The sequence below is a fragment of the Olsenella intestinalis genome (assembly GCF_023276655.1).
In the GTDB taxonomy this organism is placed as follows: Bacteria; Actinomycetota; Coriobacteriia; order Coriobacteriales; family Atopobiaceae; genus Olsenella_J; species Olsenella_J intestinalis.
In genome coordinates this window covers 1,207,266-1,231,045 of the sequence record NZ_JALGRK010000001.1, presented here as the reverse complement: position 1 = coordinate 1,231,045, position 23,780 = coordinate 1,207,266, and the positions used below count along the sequence as shown (strand labels likewise).

The following is a 23,780-nucleotide window of genomic DNA, read 5'->3' as shown; positions in this document are numbered from 1 at the left end:
GCCTTGTCGCGCAGTGTCGCGAGAGGGGTCGTGGATTTGCAGGAGGTCCGCCCCGCTAGCCGCGGCGCATCCGACGGCGCGCGCGGCGCGCAGCCACACCCAGCACCACAAGCGAGACGCCCGCGGCCACGGCCATCGCAACGAGCGCGAGCGCAGCGGGGTCTCCCGTGGCCGCAAGCTGCACCACGTCGGCCGGCGTCGCGGCTGGGGCCGCCTTGGCCGCCGCGATCTCGTAGGTGGAGAAGCGGTCGGACGAGAAGGACAGCGTCGCGCCCGCGACCTCGTGGTCGACCAGGGCAGCCGAGCCACCGTGGTCGCGCGCCACCGCATAGGGGCCCGCGGCGAAGCCGTCGGGCAGGTCGAGCGCGACCACCACCGGCTCGAGCAGATCGCTGACCTGGCGCGGCTCGGCGTCCCCCACGCGCAGCCAGACCGTCACGTCGAGGTACGCCGCCGGGCCCACGTCCGGGCCGACCGCAGCGTCGAGCCTCGCGCGCACGTCGCCCGCGACGGTCGAGCCCACCTCGGCGACCTTGACCCACACGACGCCGTCCACGCCCGCGGCAATCAGCACGCGCTCATCCTCCGTGAGCTCGACCGAGCGCGCCAGCGTCGCGTCATCGACGCCCAGCCGTGCGCTTCCCCAGTTCTCGGGCCTGAGCTGCTGCGTGATCGTGCCGGGGTCGGTCGGCTCCCACTGCGCGTACAGCGTGTCGCCCCCGAGCGAGAGCGTGAACTCGTCGCCGGGCGAGAAGAGCCTGCCCGACCCGTCGGCGGCCGTGTTCCAGCCCGTGAAGCGATGCGCCGGGTAGAGGTAGTCGCAGGCCGCGACCGTGACCTTCTCGCCCTCGCGCCCGAGCTGCGTCTCGACCGATCCGAGCGGCGCGCCGTTGGCGTCGTAGGCAAGCTCGCCGGGCGGGAACCACTGTGCGAAGAGCACGTCGTCCTCCTCGGTCAGCGTGTACGTGTCGCCGGCCGCATACGCCGCACCCGACCCGTCGGGCTTGGTGTTCCAGCCCACGAACTCGTGCTTCTCCCATGAGAAGCCACCCTCGGGCACGATCACGCCCTCGCCGGTGCGGCCCTCCACGGCAGCGGTGCCGCCCGTCACGCGAGACCCGTTGGGGTCGAAGGTCAGCGTGTCGGGCACCACCTCGAAGGCAACCACGCCCTCGATGCCCTCCCAGTTGTCGGTCTCGTCCACGCGTGCGCGCATCTCCCACGAGCCGGCCTCGCCGGGCGCATCGGGCGACCACGCGTCCTCCCCCGCGCCGACGCGGCGGTACTCGAACGCGACCGCGCCGAAGCGCGCCTCGCCGACAGGAACCGACGGCGCCTGGCCGGCCACCCAGCCCTCGATGGCGGGCGCGACCACCCACTCGTTGGGCGCCTGCGTGACGCGCCAGGTGTGCGAGAGCTCGGGCGCACCCACGGCCGGCAGCTCGTAGTTCGCGGCCCTCTCGCCCGCAAGCGCGGTCGCGGTGAGGTCGTAGGCGCCGACGTCCGTGGCCGCGAGCCGCCCCTCGTAGGTGCCGACCGAGACATCGTCTCCCGCCAGCGCGTTTGCCAGCGCGGCCGCGGCGTAGCTCTTCTCGGCGCCGTCGTATACGAAGGAGTCGGGCGTGGCCCACGAAAGCTCGGCCACGCGCCGCGTGACCGTGAGCGCGGCGTCAACGAACGTCACATCATAGTTCGGCGAGCTCAGACCGCCCGGACGGACCGCGTAGGCGCCCACGTCCCATCCGACCTGGTAGGGAACGAGGTCCGCACCCTCGACCTTGCCGAACGCGTAGGTCAGCGTGCCGAGAAGAGCGCCCGCCGCGGGCTCGGGCTCGGCCGCGGAGGGGTCAGCCACGTCGGCCGGGGCGAGGTTCTCGAAGGTCACGCCGGCACCCTCGGGCACCTCGCCGTAGGTGACCGTCACCGGGCGGGCGCCCACAGTGAGCGCGCGGCGCCCCACGGAAAGCGGCCCGGCCACGTAGGAGAGCCCGTAGTTTCCGGCCACCGTCGCGCCCGCGGGGATGATCTGGTAGGTTCCGGCGGCGCTGCCCGGCGCGTAGGCGGCGCCCGAGCCGTCGGCGCGCTCGTTGTAGGCGTAGGAGACGCTCAGGCCGCCGAGGGCAGACTCACCCTCGCCCGGCGCGAAGCCCGCGAAGTCGACGCCGTCGTTGGCCGCCGCCTCGCCGTAGGTGACGGACGCGGGCCTGGCCGTGGCCGTGAGCGGGCGACGGGAGATGGCGAAGGCGGCCTTGGCGGTGGCACCGGCGTAGTCCGCGGTCTCGGCGATCGTGGCCCTGACCCAGTAGTCGCCCGCCTGCGTTGGCGCGCCCGACGGCGAGAGCTGGGTGGCCGGCGTCTCGCAGGCCTCGTCGGTGAAGTATGCGTAGGTGGCGGTCTCCGCACCGAAGTCCGCGGTGGTCACCGGCGCCTTGGCGGCCTCCCCGTAGGTCCAGCCCTCAATCGATACCGTGGCCGCGTTGGTTGCCTGAAGGATGTGCCACTCGTGGGAGGCATCGGCGGGAAGCACGTAGTTGGCGGCACGCGCACCGCCAAGCGTCGCGGCCGTGGCGGTGTAGGCGCCGGCGTGCGTGGCCGAGGTGGTGCCCGTGTACGAGGCGACCGTGACGGAGTCGCTGCCCACGAGCCCGCCCGGGGTCGCGCCGCCAAAGCTCTGCTCGGCGCCGTTGTAGGTGAGGTCTTCGGCCCACGAGAGCGTGACCGTCTTGGGCGTGACCGTGAGCGCGCCGGAGGCGATGGTGACGTCGTAGTTCGCGGCCGTGAGGTGTGAGGGCGTGATGTAGTAGGTGCCCGCGTCGCTGCCCGCGGCGTAGGCGGTGCCCGCGCCGGACGCGGCCGTGGTGTAGGCGTAGGCGGCCGTGCCCTCGACGACGCCCGCCTTGGGCTCGTCGCCGTCGCGGTCGGCGTCGACGAGGCCCGCATAGGACACGCCGTCGTTGGCGGCCGCGTCGCCGTAGGTGATGGTCTTGGGTTTGGCCGTGACCGTGAGCGGCGCGGGCGTGACGTCGAAGTTCGCCGAGACGGGACGTGCCGCGCAGACGGAACCCGCGGCCGTGGGCGTGACGGTGACCGTCGCCTTGGAGGAGGCCGAGGTGACGTTGACGTTGTTGTCCCAGCTGAGGGTGTAGTCGACGCCCTGCGTGAGCGCGCGACCATCGTCGTCGGTGACGGCGAAGGCTGGCTCGCGCCCGGTCCCGGCGTAGGTGGCCGAGGGGACCGTGGGCACCGTGAGCTCGATGGGCTCCCACGCGGCATAGAGCTCGGTCTCGCCGGCGACGCCCACGCGGTCGGACGGCGACCACACGCGGCCGGATCCGTCTGCCGTCTCGCACCAGCCGCGGAAGCGCCAGCCGCGCGGGACCTCGATGCCGGTCGCCGTGCGCTCAGGCAGGCTCACCTGGCCGTTGTCCGTCTCTGCGCGCAGGTCGGCGCCGGCGTAAGCAACGGGCGCAAGACCGGTCGAGGACGGGTAGTTGGACTCGAGCGTGACCTGCGGTCCCGCAGGCGCGGGCGCGTCGCCGTAGGCGGCGTAGACGTCGGCGTCGGAGGAGAGCGTGATCGTGCCGCCCACGAGGCTGGCCGGGTCGCCGAGGCTGGTGGTCGGGTCCTGGCCCGCCGACCAGCCGAGAAAGGAGACGGGCTCGCCGCCCACGGTGGTCGCCTGGAGCTTGGGCGCGTCGAGGTTCACGCGGGCTCCCGAGAAGAACGTGTTGGGGCTCCGCCTGCTCGTGCCGTCCGCGTCGTGGTAGGTGATCGTGCAGACCTTGCCGCTGATCCACTTGGCGTGGAGGGTGGTGTCGGCCGTGACGCGGTCGACCTCGAAGTCCCAGGGGACGAGGAACTCCTCGTCGCGGTACCAGCCGGCGAAGGTGTAGTCGACGGTCTCGCCGCCGATCTCCTCGCTGCGCGTCGGGTCGACGGGGCGCTCGAGGCGGTCGCCGGAGTCGACGGTCACGGGGTCGATGGGGCTGCCCTCCCCCGTGTCGAAGGTGACCGTGCGCTTGACGGGGACCCAGCCGGCGTAGGCGACGGTGTCCTTCTGCATCGTGTCGGAGGAGAAGTCGATACGACGGACCTGGGACTCCTCCTTCTCCGGGTTGTTCGCGGCGTCGGTGTCGAGGAACCAGCCCGCAAAGCGATAGGTGCGCCCGCCGATCGTGCGCGTGGCGGACCCGGTCAGGCCGGGGTCGAAGCTCGTGAGCGGCATGCCGAAGCTGACCGTGCGCGAGGTGGGCTCGACGAGGCCCATGCTCGCCCAGTCGACCGCCTCGACGTTCGCGAAGGAGAGCGTGTAGCTGTTGCGCGTGTAGTAGTAGTCGAGGCGATAGACGCCGTTGTCGTTGTAGGCCTTCTGCGGGTTGCGCTGTGTTTTCGGGAAGGCCTCCGTTATTTTGGCATTGCTGTTGTTGCCGCAGCTCCACGCCCACTTCGAGAAGCCCTCGGTCGAGAAGTACTCCTCGGACGGCTCCACGCGGATCTGATGATCGCGCCAGGCGTACGACGTCTGGCGGTCGCGCGTCTTGGCGGGGTCGGAGCGAAGCGTGCGCGTCACGCCGTCGAAGGTCACCTGGATGACCTCGCCCTCCTCACCCGAGGGCTCCTCGTCGCCGTCGATCACCTCGTAGTAGAAGGTCTCGCGGATGGACGATGCGTACACCCACAGGTAGACGTGCATGTTCATGCTCGTCTTGTCGGGCAGGGCCATGCTGGGATACTGCGGGTACGACGAGGTCCAGCTCAGGTTGTCGCTCAGCGACACGGTGCTGACGCTCGACTCGAAGACGCAGTAGCGCGTGCCCGCCGAGTTGTGGCACTGCATGAGGTACTCGCGCACGCGCCCCTGGGCGTCCCAGACCTCCGGGTCCTCGCCCCACTTGACGTAGCCCTCGTACTTCGGGTCGTTGCCGACGTCGATCGGGGTGGACGCGTTCTGCTTGTAGTAGGAGGGCCGGTACCTGTTGCGGTTGTGGTACACGTTCTTCGTCGCGATCCCGTCCGGCGTCACGGTCACGACCGTGGCATTGGCGGCCGGCCCGGGGCCGAGCTCGCCCTCGCCCGCAATGTGATACTCGGCGATCTCGTAGGGCTCGAGGGCGATTTCGCTTCCCACCGGCCCGACTCGCGACTCGGTGCTGTAGTAGGCGTAGGTTCCCTCGCCGGGGCCACCCTCGGGTCCCTCGATCCAGTGGACGATCGAGTAGGTCGCCTGGTCGGGGACCCACTTGGCATAGACGACGGCAGTGGGGTCGTCGATCGTCCTCTCGGGATCGTCGGCCGTGATGGGGTCGGAGTACTCCCAGGTCTCGGGGTCGTCCCCCGTGCGCGTGAGGTACCACCCGTCGAAGACGTAGCCCTGGCGGAATCCCGCGGCAGAGGCGGCTTCGGTGGGAAGGTCCTCATAGGAGAGCGTCCAGCGGTTGTCGGTCCCGTCGACGAGCGGGGCGAAGACGTTCGAGAGCGAAGGGGCGCCGGACATGTCGAGCCTGACCCACTGGCCCTGGGCGAGCACCGGGAAGAGATGGGCATCGGCCGAGAGCGTGATCTTCGCGTCCGCCCCATAGGTGGCGATGTACCTGTCGCCGTCGTAGGCGTCCCAGCCCACGAGCTTGAAGCCGCCCTCCGGCGCGAAGGACGAGCGCGAGAGGTCGCACTCGCCGCCCGCGGAGGACTTGACGCTGTCGGCGACGAGGCCGGAGTTCTCCTCGCCGTGGGGAGCCTTGTGCAGGTAGGCGCGCCAGCCGACGCCGAAGTCGGCAGTGGCCGTGAGGGCGCTGAGGTTGTCGGCGCCCGCGACCGCGCTGCCGAGTGCGGCGAGCGCGGCAACGTCGGCCGCGGCGAGCGTGCGGTTGAGGTAGGGCGTGATGTCGGTGTCGCCGACCTTCCAGGCGGCGAGGACCTTGCCGTCCTCCGGCGGCGTGGGGTCGGGCGCCTCGATGGTGTCGCCCTCGCGCACGACCTGCGTGGAGAGAAGCACGTGGTTGCTCGTGAAGGTGACGCTCGCGCGCTGGAAGACGTCGGGGCGTGTGACGTCGCCGACGATGCCGTAGACGGAGAAGTCGGTGGCCGCGAAGTCCGCGCGGGAGGGGTCGGCGCCAGCAACGACCTCGGCCGATCCGTCGTCGCGGACGTGGACCGCCGAGAAGGACTGGCCGTCGGGCGCCCAGAGGGGGCGCAGGCTGACGCTGACGGAGGTGCCAGCCGCGGGCTCGACCTCGTAGCCGTCGGAGATGAACGAGATGTCGACCGCGCGGGCGTCGACGGGGTCGCCGTCGACCACGTTACGGGCGGCGTCGAGGAAGGCGTCGCGGTCGGCGGAGCGGACGCTTGCGACCGTACCCGCGGGAAAGGCGCCTTCAGGCGCGTGGAGCTCGACGATCACGCCGTTGCTCGCGGACATGACGAGGTCGAGGGCTGGGGCGTCGGAGGAGGCGGGATCGGCAGGGGCGGCGTCCGGGGCGGCGGCGTCCGGCGTGGCGGCGTCAAGCGCGGCGTCCGGCCGGGCGACGTCGTCAGTCAGAGCGGCGCCGTCGGAGGAGTCGGTGGCCAGGGGTGCTGACTCGCTCCCCGAGGCCTGCTCGGACAAGGATTGCGCGCTCTTCTCGTCGAGCCCTGACGCTGCGGAGGGAGCCTCGTCGCCCGACGACGGCGCCGCCACCGCGACGGCGCGCGCGGGCATGCCCTGCGTCGCAAGCGCGACGGAGAGCATGATCGCTGCGGCGAGCCGTGCGCCGCGCTGCTTCCTGTCGGTTCGAGGGTGGCGCATCGCCGTTCCGTCTCTCGCGTGTTTACGTGCCGTTTGAGCAGTGCGTTCTCACCAGAAACGTACCAAAGGGCAGATGGTCGCACAAGGAATTGTCGGCGTCGTAGCAGCATAGGGACGCGAACGATGCGGCGGGCGGCGCGGCAGGCGCGGCCGCCAGACGTATCTGCAGCGCAAAATGCCGTTGAGGGCGTGAATCAGCAGCGCAGAAGTGCCTCGAGGGCGCGAGTTTTTCCAGCATTCGTGCATCCACTCGGCATCGTACTTGCTTCATACGTCCGTGTACCCCTGACGCCCCAACAGGCTCTGCCGCCGCTCACGGCTCCGAGCTGCCCGTCGTTTGCAACCTCCTTGCCAGATGAGGCAATGACCGCAGATAATCTTGCATACATTGATGACGCCAACAGTTTTTTATCGCCTTGTAGTGCAAGAGCCGAAAACCAGAAGGCGAGGACTCGTCTCGAACCGCAGACGGTACATGAGCTCAGCGAAGTGTTTTGAAAGAAAACGACTTGAATGACGACAGCTCGATATGGGGCTGCGGTGAAGATGGACAAGGGCGTGACTGACACGAGTTATTCGACAGCTGGGACGGAGGCGGCTGCGTCATGAAGAGGGTATCGAGAGAGCCGAAGAGTCTTTTGCTGGCATTGGTGCTGGCCATTGGGTTCTTGTTTGCGACGAGTGGGACGGCATATGCGGTCGAGAATGTCAGCTACGTCGAGAAGAGCTGGGACGGCACGAAGGTCACGTCGGAAACGAAGACCGCCGAGTGTGCGCCCATTACAAAAGACACTGAGAGCATACAAGGCTGGTACTACGTGAGCGGTGACGTCGAGAGCAAGAATAGAATCAAGGTTGCGGAGGGGGCGGAGGCCAACATCATCCTCACGGACGGTTCCAAGCTCACGCTGGAAAAGGGCATCAATGTCTATTGGTCATCGAAGATCAACATCTATGCCCAGCAGGGAGAAACAGGCGAGCTAGTCTGCTATGCCGACACCAGCAAAGAGAACGCGCCAATAGGCTCCGACAATAACACGGGTCCGAACGGCCCCATCACGATTCATGGCGGCAAAATAACTGCCAATAACGATAACAATGACGCTCACGCAGCGGGCATCGGTGCCGGCAAAACGGGTGCCGGCGGCACCATCACCATCTACGGCGGCACGATCGAGGCACGTGGCGGCAACGGCTCCGCCGGCATCGGCGGCGGCGATGCCTACGGCCCAGGCCGGGACGGCGGCGTAATCACCATCTACGGAGGCGATGTCAAGGCGTACGGCGGTGGTGGGGCCGCCGGCATCGGCGGTAGTAGGGGCGGAAACGGCGGCACCATCACCATCTGGGGCGGCAAGGTCTATGCAAAAGGCGGCCCTCAGTCATCTTATAGCTTTCCCAATGATAGCGGCGCAGGTATCGGTTCGGGCGACGACGACGCGGGCAGCACGGCAACCACTGGCGGCACGATTAGCATCTACGGCGGCGAGGTCGAGGCCTACGGCGGCCCGGACGGCGCAGGCATTGGCGGTGGCGATGGCTGCATCGGGGGTAACATCACCATTGCCGGTGGTACTGTGAAAGCCTCGAGCAATGGCTACGCATCGGGTATCGGTGCAGGTGATGACACCGACGGCAGGGTCAATGCCAGCACTATCAATATCACTGGCGGCACTATAGAAGCTACGGGCGGCAAGTATGGGGCCGGCATCGGCGGCGGCGAAGGCGGCGGTGGCGGCAACATCAACATTTCCGGTGGCGCCGTAACTGCAAGCGCTGGATCCGATGCAGCTGGTATCGGCGGCGGGAAGGGCGGCAACGGCGACAACGTCACCATCTCCGGCGGCACTGTTGTAGCCACCGGCAACGCAGGCGGCGCGGGCATCGGCGGCGGCGACCGTGGCGCCGGCACCACCATCACCATCAGTGGCGGCACCGTAGAATCCATAGGTGGCGCCAATGGATCTGGCATCGGCAACGGTAAAGATGGAACCGGCCTTGCGACCACCATCACGCTGAAGTACGCCGAAGACGAATACGACATAAGTGTCAAAGCGACTTCTTACCGCTGCAACAACGAAGATACGTCAGTCACACTGACGATGGAAAGACCCTTCACGGACAAGAGTACAAGGGAAGCCTTTGCGGCCACGAGTTATACTGCAGCTAATCTTGACACGCTTAATAACAAGACTTTGGTTCGTGCGAGCACCTTTGGGGTTACCGCGTCTGAGGCTCAAGGCGGCAGCGTTGTCGTCGGCAAGTCTCGTGCGGTGCCGGGTAGCACAGTGACTCTCACCGTAGCGCCGGACGCAGGCGGCTGGGTGCTAAAGCCCGGCACACTGAAGGCTACAGCTGGAGAAACCGAGCTCGCGCTCACTCAGGATACAAGCGATTCTTCCAAATACACCTTCGCCATGCCCGCGGCAGATGTGACCGTAACGGCAGAATTCGTGAGGAAGGTTGCCGTGGAGAGCGTCTCGCTCAACAAGGAGGAAACCAATCTTGTCGTAGGTAACACAGAGACACTGGTGGCCACGGTTTCACCCGAAGGCTCTGACACCATCGTGGTGGACAAGACCGTCACCTGGAAAAGCAGCAACGAGAGCGTCGCCACGGTGGATAGTACCGGCAAGGTGTCCGCCGTTGCTGTGGGCGAGTCGACCATCACCGTCACCGCGACCAACGGAACGGACGATACAGCAGATGACAAGACTGCAACCTGCTCGGTAAAGGTAACCCATGCGCAGGTGGCTGCACCTGAGATCGATTCCAAACCCTACACAGGCGAAAAACAAGTCGCCGACGTGCCCGCGAGCGACCTATACACCGTGACAGAAAACAAGGGCGGCACGGAGCCTGGGACCTACCCCGTTGTGCTCACGCTGAAAGACCCCACCAAATACGCGTGGGAAGGCGTCGAGGGCCCGACCGTGACGCTGGGCTTCGTAATCCGCGAGAGCGAGCACGACTGGAACGATCCCATCTATACATGGAATGAAAACAATACCCAGGTCACGGCGAAGCGCGTCTGCAAGAAGGACGCAAGCCACGAAGAGACAGAGACCGTGGACGTCACCTCCGAGGTGACCAAACAGCCTGAGGGAGACGAACTCGGCGTGAGAACGTATACGTCGGGCTCCTTCGCCAATCCGGCCTTCACCGTGCAGACCAGGACGGAAACGATTTCGGCAGAGGGGCACTCACACAGCTGGACAGAGCCGACTTACGAATGGGCGGCCGACAACATGGAAGTAAAAGCCTCGCGCGCCTTGACGGATAATCCAAGCTTCGTAGAGGTCGAGACGGTTACCCCCATCATTACGGACGTGAATCCAAAATGTACCGAAGCGGGCTCAAGAACCTACACGGCAAGCTTCAAGAACATCGCCTTCGCGACGCAGGCGAGGACAAGCGAGGTTCCCGCGACAGGCCATACGGCCGCCGCGCCCGTGCGTGAAAACGAGGTGGCGGCCACGTGCGAGAAAGCCGGAAGCTACGACGAGGTCGTCTACTGCTCGGTTTGCGGCGCCGAGCTTTCTCACGAGGCCAAAGCCATCCACCCGCTCGGCCATGACTGGGGCGATCCGACCTACGAGTGGGCGGCCGACAACGGCAGCGTGACGGCGACGCTCATCTGCAAGAGGGACGCAAGCCATGTTGAGACGGAAACCGCCAAGGCCACGTCGGCGGTAACCAAGGAGCCGACGGAAGCCGAAGAAGGCGTGAAGACCTATACGGCGACCTTCACAAACCCTGCCTTCAAAACTCAAGCCAAGACCGAGCCGATCCCCAAGCTGAGGCCAGATGAGGGCGTTTCCTACAGGAGCGTCGAAGGCGACGGCCTGCGGTGGACGAAGGGCAGCTCGGCGACGGCAGACTTCGCGTTCAAGCGCTCGGTGGACGACAGCGTGACCTTCTCCCACTTCACCGGCATCCAAGTGGACGGGAAGGACGTCGACGCGGCCGACTACACGGCAGAGCCTGGCAGCGTCATCGTGAAGCTGAAGCCGGCCTACCTCGAGACGCTGGCCGTGGGCGAGCATACCCTGAACGCGATATTCGATGACGCCGGCAGCGTGGATGCGAGCTTCGAGGTGCTTGAAGCGCCTGCCGCGAGGGGCGCCGTCTCGAGGGGCGGCGCCGTGGTGGCCAACACCGGCGACTCCACGCCAGTCGCGCTGCTTGCGTCGCTCGCCGCCATGAGCGCCGCCGCGCTGCTCGCGGTCGCGGTTGAGACCCGCTTCCGCCGTTCGGCGCATGTGGGCAAGCATATCCGCCGCTAGCTTGCAGGAGGTCCGCCATCTCCATGCCGGAAGGCGTGCCCATCCCGAAGGCGGAAGCCACCCGCAGCTACGGCGGCGAAGTCGCGCTGGCACCAGGCAACTACGTCGATGCAACGGCGGAAGTCGCAAGGCTGGCCAAGGAAGAGGGCCTCACGTTCGCCCATCTCTTCGCCGGTCCGTTCGTGATCGCGGGGCAGGGCACGCTTGGCTTGGAGATCTTGGAGCAGGCGCCCGATGTGGAACAGATCGTGGTGCCCGTCGGCGGCGGCGGGCTCGCCACCGGCGTCGCCGTGGCGGTTAAGTCCATCCACCCCAACGTCAAGGTGATCGGCGTGCAGGCGCCGAGCATCCCCTCGATGTCTGTATCGGTGACAAGCAGCGAGGTCACCACCATCAAGGACGGCCCCACCAATGCGAACGGCATCCACGTACCCACCCCGGGCAACATGACCTTCGACCTGGTGAGCCGCTATGTGGACGATGTCGTGACGGTAACCGAAGACGAGATCGCGGCGGTCATCGTGGCGCTGCTGGAAGGCCCGAAGACCATGGCGGAAGGCGCGGGCGCCTCCAGCGCGGCCGCCGACCTGTTCGGCAGGGTCGACACGCCGCTCAAGGCCGTCGCCCTGGTCTCCGGCGGCAATGTGGACATCACCACGTTGGCCTGGATCATTATCAGGGGCATGCAGCAGACCGGGCGTATCGCAAGGCAAGCCACGAAGTTCGTGGACAAGGCCGACAACCTAGCCAAGCTAGTACAGCTGGTGACCGACGATGGTGCCAACGTGCTGGAGATTTATCAAGGGAAGACGCGAAGACGGAGGTCAATTCCTGCACGCCTCGAGCGGGTTTTGCGCTGACGGCTACAGCGCGTACTTGCGCACGACCCTCCTGATGGAGCGCTCCCACGGGAGCCAGATCAGCGCCAGGAACACGACGGTCGACGTGGCGTGCATGAGGTCGTACGGGGCGGCGAGCGCGATGGCCCCCAGGGCGCCCGGCCACGTCAGCGGCTTGACGTAGCCCAGGATGTAGAAGCCGTTGAGTATGAGCGCATATCCCAGCGACGCGACGAAGCCGAAGGCGAGGGTCGCCCAGCGCCTTGCGAGCAGGCCGTGGTCGGCGAGCATGCCGGCGACATAGCCCATCAGGCCCCAGGCGTACATCTGCCAGGGCGTCCACTCCCCCTGACCGAAGAAGAGGTTGGAGGAGAGCGCCGCGAGCGCGCCCACCATGAAGCCGTCGCGCCTCCCGAGCGCGGCGCCCGCGACGATCACGATCGCGGAGACCGGCTGCACGTTGGGGATCGGCGCGAAGACGATCCGCCCCGCGGCGGCGACGGCGGCCAGGGTCGCGGCGGGCATGATCTGGCGAAGCGCCGGGCGCGATGCCTCGTAGCTCGCGAAGAACAGCACGAGGGTGAGCACGACCGAGAGGAGCGTAAGCGCCGCGGCCGCGGGCACGCCGAAGTACGCGCAGGCGCCCATCGTCGCAGGTACGAGCACCAGCGACGCGGTCCCGGCGACGCGCAGCACGCGAGACGCGAGGCTGACGGGCACAGCCCTTCCCTCCGGCGCGCTCATCGCGAGACTCCCCAGAGCCACGAGGTCTCGAAGAACTCCGGCGTGGGCTCGGTCGAGATGACCTTGCCGTCAAAGATCATCGACACGCTCGTCGCGCAGACGCGCACGAACTCCAGGTCGTGCGTGACCAGAAGGACCGTCGCGCCCGAGTCGGCGACGCGGGACACGGCACGCGCCACGGCGGCGCGGGCGGCGTCGTCGAGCCCCTTGGTAGGCTCGTCCAGAAGCAGCAGGCGCGGGCGCGTGAGCAGCACCTTCGCGAGTGCCACGAGCTGCTGCTGCCCGCCGGAGAGGTCATAGGGGTGCGATGCCAGCAGCCCCTCGGCAAGCCCCAGCTCGCCCATGGCCGCAAGCACGTCCCCGCGCGCGTACCCGACGGCGCGCGACCACTCCATGAGCTCCTCCTCGACGGACTCCGCCGTGAGCAGCGCCTTCGGGCTCTGCGGCAGGAGCGCCTGGCAGGCGGCGTCGGCGACCTCGACGCGCCCCCTCTGGGGCCTCGAGATCTGCGCCACGGCCGAGAGGAGCGAGGACTTGCCCGAGGCGTTTCCGCCGACGATGGCCCTGACCTCGCCCGCGCTCACGTCGAGGTCGCATCCGCGCAGGACCCAGGGTTCCTCGCGGCCGTAGCGCCACCAGACGTCGCGCAGCCGGACGCTCGCGCGCGCGTCGGCGGCGCGCGGGCCGTCGGCGGGCTTGGCGTCGTCCTCCCGGGCGACATCCGCCAGCCGCCCGCGACGCTCGAGGGCCGAGACCTCGACGGGGCGCACGGCGCCCTCCCCCACCTCGACGGCCATCGTGGCGAAGGGGGCGAGCGGCGCGGGGGCGTGGGTGGCGACGACCACGGTGACGCCGAGCTCGAGGTTCACGCGTTGCAGGAGCGACGCGAAGCTCTTCTCGGCAATGGGGTCGAGCATCGAGGTGGGCTCGTCGAGCAGAAGCACGCGCGGGCGCATGGCCAGCGTCGCCGCGAGCGCGAGCACCTGGCGCTGGCCGCCGGAGAGCTCGGCGGTCGGACGGGAGAACCACGGCTCCATGCCGAAGAAGTAGCTGACCTCGGCCACGCGGCGGCGCATCTGGGGCTCGGGGACCGCGAGGTTCTCGAGGCCGAACGCCATCTCGTGCCAGACGGTGTCGCAGACGATCTGGCTGTCGGGGTTCTGGAAGACGTAACCGACGGTCTCGGCGGAGGCGCGGCCGTCGAGCTCGCGCACGTCGCGGCCGCAGGCGAGCACGCGCCCGTCGAGGCTGCCGGCCGGCGCGATCTCGGGCTTGGCCAGGCGCAGGAGCGTGGTCTTGCCCGAGCCGGTGTCGCCCACGAGCAGGCAGAACGCGCCCTCGGGGACGCTCAGGTCGCAGCCGTCGAGCACGGGCCGGGCGGCGGCCGCATCGGAGGCGCCCTCGGGCGCGGGATAGGCGAAGCTCACGCCCTCAAAGGAGAGCGCGGCGGGCGTCTGCCTCGCCGCGGACGCGGCTGTGGTGTTGGCATTCGTCACGAGAGGGACCTCCAGCTCATCTCGTCATAGGTCGCAAGGGCACACGGCAGCAGCACGAGCGCGGCATAGGGCACGTAGCCCCACCACCAGCCGAGCTCGGCCATCGTGGGATAGAACCACCACGCCTGCATGGCCAGGGCCACGAGCAGCGCGTTGAGCGCGATGAGGCCCAGGACGCAGGCGAGAAGAGCGGCGTCGCGTGCGCGGAACTCCTGCCGGCGCCAGGTCGTGCGGCGCTCGCTCGCGCCCCACGCACGGGCGCGCATGGCGTCGGAGCGCTCGAGGGAGTCCTCCATCGCCCAGCTCATGAGGACGCCGGAGAGGCGCGCGGCGCGCACGTGCGGCGCGGCGGCGGGCGTGCGCGCGGCGGTGCAGGCGTCGAGGGCGCCTCCCACGGTGCGCGAGCGGCGCATGAGCTGCGGCACGAGCTGAGACACCATCACGACCATGGTCGAGACCACGGGCATGCGGGCGCCCAGAAGCGACAGCACGCTCTCGCTTGAGACGGTGGCCGCCGCGTTCTCGAACCACAGGACGGACGCCGCAAGGAGCGCGCCCATCGTGAGGCCGAAGGCCAGGCTCTCGGCGTAAACGCGCACGAAGCCCAGTTGAAGGACGAGGGTCGTGCCCTGCGCCGAGAAGAGCGGGTTGGCGAGGGCGACGATCGCGAGCATCGGCAGCTGCCAGCGCAGCTTGAGAGCGGTCGCGCGGAGGCCGCGGCACGCCAGCGAGTACGCGAGCGCGCCTGCGAGCGAGAGGGCCACGTAGACGGGCTGCAGCGCGAAGAGCGCGAGCAGGATGGTGCCGGCGAAGTACACAATCGGCACCGAGGCGTGCGCCGTCTCGAACGCGACGTGCCTCCGCCCTGCCATCAATCAGCTCCCGTCACGTAGGTCCAGCTCAGGTAGTCGCCATCGCCCATCTCGTACGACGAGCACGCCACGTTGACGCGTCCGCCGTTGACAGTGTAGACCCATCCGCTCGTAGGGCCGGCCTGCTTCTCAGCGACGCCGTTGATCGCGTCGACGTATATGCCGAAGCCCGTGGGGCGTGCGCTCACGCTCACGCCCGAGGCGAGCAGGGCGTCGTATGCGGTGGCCCCACGCTCGAGCGTGACTGTGGTCGAGCCGCCAGCCGCGCCCACGAGGCTCGCGTCGATCGAGACCGTGACGGTGATCTGCGAGGACTCCTCGGGCGCGGGAGCGGAGTCGGGCGAGCCGCCCTGGTCGGCGGGGGCGCTCGTCTGGCCCGAGCCGCCGCCCTGGGCGCCGGAGGTATCGGAGTCGGGGGCACCGGCGCCGTTGTCGGACGAGGCGCCATCGCTGGTGGTGCCGCCGGTGCCGTTGCCGCCTGCGCCTGCGGAACCCTGGCCTGCGGGGTTGCCGCCGGAGGCTGAGTCGGCCGAGCCGGCCGCGGGCGCGGCGGACTGTGCGGAGCCTGCGGAGGGCGCCACGGACTGCTTGGCCCGCTCGCCGCCCGAGGGGGCGCCGAAGGCCGAGGCGACGATGGCGATGGCGTCCTGCCCCTGCGAGTACGCATAGGCGGCCCACGAGAAGGCGGCGATCGCGATGACAGCGAAGACCGCGACGATCACCGGAGCCGGCGACAGGCGCGGGGCGGGCGCGCCGCCACGGGCGGGGGCGCCCCCGTCAGGGGCGTCTCCGTTGTGGCGGATGTAGGCGACCTTGGTCTCGCCGGCGGGTGCGGCGGGAGCGGAGGCGCTGCGGTCGGCCGCCTCGCTCTTATCGGGCGTGGGGCTCTGCCTCTCCGTCACGCTATCCCCTTTTCCTCATGGCGACGAGGGCGCCGGCAAGGACGACCACGCCAATGCCGATGCCCACGAAGGGCCAGACGGGCATGGAGGGCGCCTCGGCCTGGTCCTGCGTCTGGGACGTGGACTCGGAGCCCTTTCCGTCCTTCTTGGCGTCGGTGGTCGCAGCGGACGTCGCGGGCGCGGCGGCCGTGTCGGCGGCCTTGGTGCCCTGGTTCGAGGATGCGGCGCGCGGGGCGACGCTGCCCGAACCAGAGTTGTCATAGTCGACATCGTCAACGGAGTCGTCGCCGGCGTTGTCGGTGTTGCCGCCGTCGGTGTTGCCGCCCTCGGACGGAGCCGGCGCGGGGCTGGCGCCGCTCGCGATCTTGAAGAGCGTGCCGGAGTCGTTGGTGTAGTAGAGGTTACCGGCCGCGTCGCAGACCACCGAGGACATGCAGTAGTTGGCGTGGTCGGCGTCGGGGACGAAGATCTCGCGAGCCGCGGACCCTGCGGCAGGCACGCCGTAGACGGCGCCCGGCTCGGTGTTGCACGTGAAGTAGACCCAGGTCTCGCCGCCGGTTACGGAGACGAGGGGCGTGCTCTTGACCTCGGCGGGAAGGAACGCGCCCGACTCGAGGGTCGTGACGGTGAAGACGACCGTCATAGAGGAGAGGTCGATCGTCGCGAGCGCGCCCACGCTCTTGGAGCCGTTGCGGACCGCGCCACCGACGTACGCGCGGCCGTCCTTGATGGTGGGCGTGCCGGTGGAGTAGTCGCAGAAGTGGACCGAGCCGGTCTCGGAGAGACGCGCGCCCGAGAGCACGAGGCGATGCAGCACGCCGTCCTCGGTTACCACGTAGTAGGCGTCGCCGCCACGGACGATGCCGGCCCTGCAGGCCGCGCCAAGGTCGTGCGAGGCGAGCACGAGGCCCGAGGTGATGTTGAAGAGCTGGACTGCGCCCTTCTCGGATGCGGAGAGAAGGCCCGCAGGAGAGAGCGCCATGTTGGCCCAGTAGTAGCCGGCGCCCTCGTTGTCGTGGCGCCAGCGGGTGTGGCCGGACGCGAGGTCGATGCAGGCGACGCTGCCAAAGGAGCCGGGGACCGTGGCGTTGACGTAGATGCAGCCGTCGCCCACGACCACGGCGGAGTTGGCCTGCTGCAGGGTACCCTTGACGTCGGGGAGCTGGGCGCTCACCCAGAGGGTCTCGAGGCCGCGAGCCGTGATGGCCTGCACGCTGCCGCCCTGGAGCGGCACGAGGATGAGGCCGTCGGCGTACTGGATGCGCGAGACGAAGCCGATCGTGCCGGCGAGGGGCGCGGAGCCCTTGATGGCGCCGGTGGCAGAGTCGCGGACGTAGAGCGTGTCGCGAACAACCTGGTAGACATTGCCGTCGACGAGCAGGACGTCACTCGTGTTGGCGAAGAGCTCGCCCTCGCGCTTGAGACCGACCTGCCATGCGAGGGCGGCGGCAGCCTTGGGCGTGCTCCTCTCGACCACGCCCGTGCCGTCGTTGCCCTTGAAGCCGGCCCAATCGTGGGAGACCTCGGGGTGGGCGGCGCCGGGGTTGATGGGGACGTCGCTGGTGGGGATCGAATCGCCGTACGCGGCGTAGTACCAGACGATGGAGTCGCCGTCGCCCAGCTGGACGGAGCTCGCCCCAAGGTCGGAGGACTTGCCGTTAACGAAGAGCTGCCAGTAACGGCCGGTGGCCTCTTCGTACCCGGGCGACCACGTGGGATCAAAGGGCGAGGTGATGGAGTTGAGATAGAAGCCAAATTTGCCATAGCCGTAGTCGGCAGTGATGCCCGCGTCGCGGAGGATGTCCACGGTGAGCTTGTCCGCGGTGGTCGGGAAGTCGACGCTGCGCGAGGTCTCGGGCAGCCACGTCTCGACGTTGCCGAGGGCGTCGCGGCCGATGACGGTCACAGAGGCGGTGTTGGTGGGGAGGCTGTCGCCGTAGGCAGAGTAGTACCAGACGACGGAGTCGCCCTCATAGAGCTGAACGGAGCCGGCGCCGAGGTCGGAGAGAGTGCCGTTGACGAAGAGCTGCCAGTAGCGGCCCGTGGGCTCGTCATAGGCGAGGGTTCGCGCGCCGTCGGGCGAGGTGATGGACTTGAGGTAGAAGCCCCAGGTGCGATCAATCTCGGACGTGAGTCCCGAGGAGGCAAGAACGGACTCGGTGAGGTCGGAGGCCTTGGAGAAAGTCGGGACGGCATGGGAGGCCTCGCCCACCCACGACTCGGGACGGCCGTCGGCGTCGCGGCCGATGACAGACATCGTGACCGAGGAGGTCGCGGGTGGCAGCTCGTCGCCAAAAGCGGAGTAGTACCAGACGTAGGTGTCGCCGGCCGCGGGATGCACGTCGCTCGCGCCGACGCTGGAGGCCGCGCCGTTGACGAAGAGCTGCCAGTAGCGGCCGGTGGCCTCGTCGTAGCCGAGGGTACGCGCGCCGTCGGGCGAAGTGATGGTCTTCAGGTAGAGGCCGTACTCGGTGACGGAGTCGTAGGTGAGGTTGGATGCGTTCAGCGCGCTCATCGTGAGGTCGCCGGCGTTGGAGGTGGTGGGCACGGAGTAGTCCGTCGCCGCGGACCACGACTCGGGACGCCCGTTGGCATCGCGGCCGATGATGGCCATCGTGACGGAGACGGTTTCATCCTGGGTCGAGACGGGCGTGGCGCCGGCGTTGGCAACCTGCGCGGGGGCAGCGGCCTCGACGGGCGCGCTCACCGCAGGAGCGTCGTCGTCCTTGGAGGATGCCTCGTCGTCGGGGGCGTCAGCCTGCTGGTCGGAGGCGTCGCCCGAGTCGGACGGCACGCTCTTCTCGGCGGCGTCGTCGGATGCGACGGACGGCTGGGCCTCGTCAGGCGCCTCGGTCGCAACGGGAACGACCTCGTCGACGGACGTGTAGGAGGACTGGGCATCGATGGTGAGCTGGGCGTCAGCTCGCGCCGGCGTGCCGGCGACTGCGAGCGCGATCGCAAGGGCGCACGCGAGCGCGCGCCGCCAGATGGGGTTGTTTTGGGAAGTCATCGCCTTGCCTCTCTCCGCGTGGGCGGAATCATGAGGGCAGGCGCTGTTCGGACGGTGTCCGATGCGCAACGCCAGGCGCCGGCGCGGCAGGCGACGTCCGGGAGCGGGCGCGGCAGCCAGCGTGCGACGCGGGTGCGTTGCAACCTTGTGAGCACGGCTTTCGCAAATCCGGAGTCAAACCGGAATCCTTTTTCCGAGGCCTATGAGCTTTGGCCATGCCCTCGTGCGTATGTTGTGACAGATTCTATCAGACAGGTGCCAGCTAAAGGCCAGCTACGACGCTATACACGAAAACCGCGAGTGGGTATGGGCGGCTTTGCACGCAGGCGGCGCCCGAGGCAGGGCGGGCTCGCGGCACAAAGAGACCCCCGAGGCCTGCTTGCGCTGCAGGCATCGGGGGCCGTTGGGCCTCAGTTGATCGGAAGTCACTCCTGCTCTGCGGCGGGGGCGGGCGAGAGGAGCCCGCGCTGCGGCTCGTTGCGCCGCAGTGCCAGCACGACGACCATGACCCCAATGATCACGAGCGGGACCGAGAGCACCTGGCCCATGGTGAGCCAGTCGGTGCCCAGGAGGTATCCGACCTGCTTGTCGGGCAGGCGCACGAACTCGACGGCGAAGCGGAAGACGCCGTAGAGCGCCAGAAAGACGCCCAGGAAGGTTCCCTGCGGGCGCGGCGGGCGGCGACGCGAGAGGGCCAGCAGCACGACGAAGATCACGAGACCCTCGAGCAGGGCCTCGTAGAACTGCGAGGGGTGGCGGTAGATCGCCCCGCCGCCGGCGTCATCGAACATGACGCCCCAGGGCAGGTCGCAGGGCTTGCCCCAGAGCTCGCCGTTGACGAAGTTGGCGCAGCGCCCGAAGAAGAGGCCGAGCGGGGCGCCGATAACGGCGAGGTCGCACATCGTGGGGATGGAGTAGCCGATGGAGCGGCACGCGATCGCGCCGCCCACGACGGCACCGGCGAGGCCCCCGTGGAAGCTCATGCCGCCCTCGGAGAACGCGAGGATCTTGAGGGGGTTGGCCAGGTAGTAGCCGTCGCCGTAGAAGACGACGTAAAAGAGGCGCGCGCCGATGATCACGCCGAAGGCGATGCCGATCATGACGGTGGTGAGCTGGTCGACGGAGAGCCCGACGCCCCAGCGGCGCGCGACGCGATAGATCACGACCGCGGCGCACACGAAACCGAAGAAGTACGCCAGGCCGTACCAGCGGATCGCAAGCGGTCCGAGCTGCAGCGCGACGGGATTGAGCGAGTGGTAGAGCGCGTCAAGCCACATGCGACTCCCCTAGTCCTTGAGGCGGCTGGACGGGGTCGCGCCCGACTGGCCCTGGTAGTGGCTGCCGAGCCCCTTGCTGCCGTAGGGTCGCTCGGAGGGGCTGCTCATGCGCTCGAACGACATCTGACCGATCCTCATGCCGGGGTGCAGCACGATCGGCAGCGTCGCGACGTTGGAGAGCTCGAGCGTGATCTCGCCGTCCCAGCCCGGGTCGACGTAGCCGGCCGTGGAGTGGATCATGAGGCCGAGCCTGCCCAGCGTGGACTTGCCCTCGAGCTTGCCCAGGATGTCGTCGGCCACGGCGATGCGCTCGAGCGTGGTGCCAAGCGCGAACTGCCCGGGGTGCAGCACGAAGGTCTCCCCCTCCGGCACGTCGATCGACTCGGTGAGGCCGTGCTGCTCGACCGTGGGGTCGATGTAGGCGTTCGACGAGTTCTTGAAGATGCGGAAGTTGGACCCCAGGCGCACGTCGACGGAGGCCGGCTGGATGTCCTTCTCGTCCAGCGGCTCGACGCGAATGCGCCCCGCGGCCAGCTCGCGCTTGATGTCCCTGTCTGAAAGCACCATGCTCACTCACCCTCTCAAGCTGCCGAGAAGAGCATGCCTACGCTCTTCTCGGCGGCCTGCCAAAACGAATGTCGGTGGACGCCCAGGCGCCCACCGACGATTCTAGCCAAGCGTATTGTGCCTGTCGAACTGGCCGCACCGCACTTTTCGACCGTTGAGGGCCCGGCCAAGCCGACGAGGCGGGCGCCCTGCCACGACGACCCTATAATCTGTGCTCGTACGGTGTCCCTGCAAGGCACGGCCGATGGTCAGGAGGACGTTGTGCAAGAGGAAACCCGCAAGGCGTCAGGAGACGGCCTGAACGACTACATCCGGGTGAGCAGCCCGGGGGTCCTGGTCATCATCGGTGCGCTGTCGCTCGTGCTCGTCGCCACCATCGTGTGGGGCTTCATCGGCAAGATCCCCGTCACCACCACCGTCACCGGATGCGTGGTCGACACCGAGACGCTCATCAGGCAGGCGCAGGTCATCGGCAGCAGCGAGGAGGAGGCCCACGAGGCCGGGGGCCACTGGGTCGTCTGCTACGTCGACTCCTCAAAGTACAGCGCCGAGCAGCTCTCGAAGTTCGGCAACGATGTCACGATCACGATGCCCGACCGCACGACGACCAAGGGACAGATCGAGGCCGTGTCCGCCATCCCGCTCAATCGCGAGGAGGCGCGCGCGTACCTGAACGACGGCGCGTGGATCGCGGAGGAGTGCATAGACAGCAACTACAGCTGGGGCATCGCGGTCCATGTCCACGATGACATCTCTAACCACCTGTTCACGACGCCCGACGTCACGATCATCACCGACGAGGTCCCACCGATCCGATTCCTTGCGAGGTAGCCATGGGCAGAGACGTCGTCAAGGTACCCGTTGTCCTACAGATGGAAGAGCTCGACGGCGGCGCCGCATGCCTCGGGATGGTCATGGGCTACCACAACAAGTGGGTCGGCCTCGACCAGCTGCGTGGCGCCTGCGAGCTCTCACGCGACGGCATCCAGCCCGATTCGATCAAGCGCGCGGCCGAGGGCTACGGCCTCGACTGCACAATCGAGCGACTCGGCGTCGACGAGCTTCGCTCCGCAAGGCTGCCGGCAATCGTTGTGTGGAACGAGACCAACTACGTGGTGCTCTGCGGATTCGACCGCAAGGGGGTCTGCGTCAACCACCCCGCCCAGGGGACGACACGCCTTGACCTCGCGCAGTTCGAGAAGAGCTACGAGGGGACCTGTATGCTCTTCTCGCCCGGCGCGTCCTTCGAGGCGAGCGGCCAGAAGCCAGGCCTCCTCGACCACCTGAGCGCCGCGCTCGCGGAGCACGGCTCCATCGTCCGGCTCGTCATGGTCACGAGCATCCTCGCGACGTTCGCCGCAATCCTCTCCCCCATCTTCACCCGCATCTTCACCGACTACGTCCTGGGGCGCGACGGCTCGTCATGGTACCCGGGCGTGCTCTACGTCTTCGCGGCCGTGATCGCCTTCCAGCTCATCGCGTCCATCATCAACCAGGTCCTCATCATCCGCTCGAAGGGAAAGATCGCGGCGACGTCGAGCGCGCGGTTCCTGCGGCACGTCCTGTACCTTCCCATCGAGTTCTTCTACCAGCACAAGGCGGGCGACCTGGCCGACCGCCAGAACTCGAACAACGAGATCGCGGAGACGCTCATCGGCCAGCTCGCGCCGCTCGTCATCAACCTTCTGATGCTCGTCTTCTACCTCGTGGTCATGGCCCAGTACAACCTCTTGCTCACGGGGATCGGCGCCGCGACCGTGGTCATCAACCTCCTCGTCATCCGCAAGGTCGGGTCGATGCGACGCGAGATCACCGCGGTCGGCGCTCGCAACCGCGCGAACCTCAGCGCCACGACGGTCTCGGGCATCGACATGATCGAGTCGATCAAGGCGACAGGCTCCGAGGACGGCTACTTCAAGCGCTGGAGCGGCGTCCACGCCAGCCTCGCGAACACCAAGAGCAGGTTCACCAGAAAGACCATGTACCTCGGCAACTTCCCCGCCTTCATTCAGGAGGTCTCGGACTACGTCGTGATGTTCATGGGCTTCGTCCTGATCGTGCAGGGCCAGTTCACGGCAGGCCTGCTCCTCACCTTCCTGCAGTTCCTCAAGGCTATGATGGACCCCGTCAACATGCTGCTTGAGGCGGGCGAGAACCTCCAGGTCATGGGGGCCGCCATCGACCGCGTGAATGACGTGATGGAGTGTCCCGAGGAGGACGGCGCCCGCGGGCGCGCAGACCCCGCCTCCGTGCGCGACGCCCAGAAGCTCACCGGCGAGCTCGAGATCCGCAACGTGACCTTCGGCTACTCCCACGCCGCCGAGCCCCTCATCGAGAACTTCAGCCTCCGCCTCAAGCCCGGGCAGCGGGTCGCGCTCGTGGGCGGGTCCGGCTCGGGCAAGTCCACCATCGCAAAGATGCTCGTGGGGATCCACCAGCCCTGGAGCGGCGAGATCCTCTTCGACGGCAAGCCGATCGAGAACATACCCCGCCCGGTGTTCAAGGGGTCCCTCACGATGGTCGACCAGCAGGTGGTCCTGTTCCACGACACGATCCAGAACAACATCAAGATGTGGGACGACACCATCGAGGACTTCGAGATGGTGCTCTCTGCGCGCGACGCCGGCATACACAAGCAGATCTCGTCGCGCAAGGGCGGCTACCAGATGATGGTCGAGGAGGGCGGTCGCAACCTCTCGGGCGGCGAGCGCCAGCGCATCGAGATCGCACGCGTCCTGTCGAGCGACCCCTCCATCCTGATCATGGACGAGGCCACCTCGGCCCTGGACGCACGCACCGAGTACGAGATCTCCGAATACATCCACGCGCGCGGCATCACCTGCATCATCGTGGCGCACCGCCTCTCCACCATCCGCGACTGCGACGAGATCATCGTCCTCGACCGCGGCAAGGTGGTGCAGCGAGGCACCCACGACGACCTGATGTCAGACGGTGGCCTGTACAAGCAACTCATCATGACGGCGTAGGCACAAGGAACGGATGACC

The 23,780-nt window shown here is 68.0% G+C and carries 12 protein-coding genes; 4 read left to right on the top strand and 8 right to left on the bottom strand.

The features are described from left to right. Positions 1-55 precede the first annotated feature (55 nt). The gene (locus M5D76_RS04640) at positions 56-6,781 is read right to left on the bottom strand and encodes an InlB B-repeat-containing protein (protein ID WP_248922212.1); all 6,726 of its coding nucleotides are present in this window, start codon (positions 6,779-6,781) and stop codon (positions 56-58) included. A 605-nt stretch (positions 6,782-7,386) separates the two neighbouring features. On the opposite strand from M5D76_RS04640, the gene M5D76_RS04635 reads away from it, so the two are divergent. Beyond that, positions 7,387-11,067 carry an Ig-like domain-containing protein gene (locus M5D76_RS04635; protein ID WP_248922211.1) on the top strand — a complete coding sequence of 1,227 codons (3,681 nt, stop codon included), beginning with the start codon at positions 7,387-7,389 and terminating at the stop codon, positions 11,065-11,067. 17 nt (positions 11,068-11,084) lie between these two features. Next, positions 11,085-11,927, top strand: a complete 843-nt coding sequence (locus tag M5D76_RS04630) for a pyridoxal-phosphate dependent enzyme (RefSeq protein ID WP_428847227.1) — start codon at positions 11,085-11,087, stop codon at positions 11,925-11,927. A gap of 3 nt (positions 11,928-11,930) precedes the next feature. On the opposite strand, the gene M5D76_RS04625 is transcribed toward M5D76_RS04630, so the two are convergent. From M5D76_RS04625 to dcd, 7 genes are all read right to left on the bottom strand, one after another. Beyond that, complete coding sequence (locus M5D76_RS04625) at positions 11,931-12,650, bottom strand: ECF transporter S component (RefSeq protein WP_248922209.1); 720 nt, start codon at positions 12,648-12,650, stop codon at positions 11,931-11,933. Continuing rightward, a complete protein-coding gene (locus M5D76_RS04620; RefSeq protein WP_248922208.1) occupies positions 12,647-14,146 on the bottom strand; it encodes an ABC transporter ATP-binding protein in 1,500 nt (499 codons plus the stop codon). Before M5D76_RS04620 ends, M5D76_RS04625 begins: the two co-directional genes overlap by 4 nt. Next, positions 14,143-15,018, bottom strand: a complete 876-nt coding sequence (locus tag M5D76_RS04615) for an energy-coupling factor transporter transmembrane component T (RefSeq protein ID WP_248922207.1) — start codon at positions 15,016-15,018, stop codon at positions 14,143-14,145. Before M5D76_RS04615 ends, M5D76_RS04620 begins: the two co-directional genes overlap by 4 nt. After that, positions 15,018-15,920 carry a DUF4430 domain-containing protein gene (locus M5D76_RS09135; protein WP_346348396.1) on the bottom strand — a complete coding sequence of 301 codons (903 nt, stop codon included), beginning with the start codon at positions 15,918-15,920 and terminating at the stop codon, positions 15,018-15,020. The genes M5D76_RS04615 and M5D76_RS09135 overlap by 1 nt, the downstream gene beginning before the upstream one ends. Position 15,921: 1 nt before the next feature. Then, positions 15,922-18,930 carry a DUF4430 domain-containing protein gene (locus tag M5D76_RS04600; RefSeq protein WP_248922206.1) on the bottom strand — a complete coding sequence of 1,003 codons (3,009 nt, stop codon included), beginning with the start codon at positions 18,928-18,930 and terminating at the stop codon, positions 15,922-15,924. 425 nt (positions 18,931-19,355) lie between these two features. Continuing rightward, positions 19,356-20,207: a prolipoprotein diacylglyceryl transferase gene (gene lgt, locus M5D76_RS04595; RefSeq protein WP_248922205.1), complete on the bottom strand. Its 852-nt coding sequence runs from the start codon at positions 20,205-20,207 to the stop codon at positions 19,356-19,358. Positions 20,208-20,216: 9 nt separating this feature from the next. Beyond that, positions 20,217-20,774 carry a dCTP deaminase gene (gene dcd / locus M5D76_RS04590; protein ID WP_248922204.1) on the bottom strand — a complete coding sequence of 186 codons (558 nt, stop codon included), beginning with the start codon at positions 20,772-20,774 and terminating at the stop codon, positions 20,217-20,219. 261 nt (positions 20,775-21,035) lie between these two features. On the opposite strand from dcd, the gene M5D76_RS04585 reads away from it, so the two are divergent. Continuing rightward, positions 21,036-21,605, top strand: a complete 570-nt coding sequence (locus M5D76_RS04585) for a hypothetical protein (protein ID WP_248922203.1) — start codon at positions 21,036-21,038, stop codon at positions 21,603-21,605. Between the two features lie 2 nt (positions 21,606-21,607). After that, complete coding sequence (locus tag M5D76_RS04580; RefSeq protein ID WP_248922202.1) at positions 21,608-23,761, top strand: ATP-binding cassette domain-containing protein; 2,154 nt, start codon at positions 21,608-21,610, stop codon at positions 23,759-23,761. Positions 23,762-23,780: the final 19 nt, after the last annotated feature.

Coding starts and splice junctions, on each gene's coding strand:
- M5D76_RS04640 (WP_248922212.1), bottom strand. CDS start 6,781: ATGCGCCACCCTCGAACCGACAGGAAGCAGCGCGGCGCACGGCTCGCC.
- M5D76_RS04635 (WP_248922211.1), top strand. CDS start 7,387: ATGAAGAGGGTATCGAGAGAGCCGAAGAGTCTTTTGCTGGCATTGGTG.
- M5D76_RS04625 (WP_248922209.1), bottom strand. CDS start 12,650: ATGAGCGCGCCGGAGGGAAGGGCTGTGCCCGTCAGCCTCGCGTCTCGC.
- M5D76_RS04615 (WP_248922207.1), bottom strand. CDS start 15,018: ATGGCAGGGCGGAGGCACGTCGCGTTCGAGACGGCGCACGCCTCGGTG.
- M5D76_RS04600 (WP_248922206.1), bottom strand. CDS start 18,930: ATGACTTCCCAAAACAACCCCATCTGGCGGCGCGCGCTCGCGTGCGCC.
- lgt (WP_248922205.1), bottom strand. CDS start 20,207: ATGTGGCTTGACGCGCTCTACCACTCGCTCAATCCCGTCGCGCTGCAG.
- dcd (WP_248922204.1), bottom strand. CDS start 20,774: ATGGTGCTTTCAGACAGGGACATCAAGCGCGAGCTGGCCGCGGGGCGC.
- M5D76_RS04580 (WP_248922202.1), top strand. CDS start 21,608: ATGGGCAGAGACGTCGTCAAGGTACCCGTTGTCCTACAGATGGAAGAG.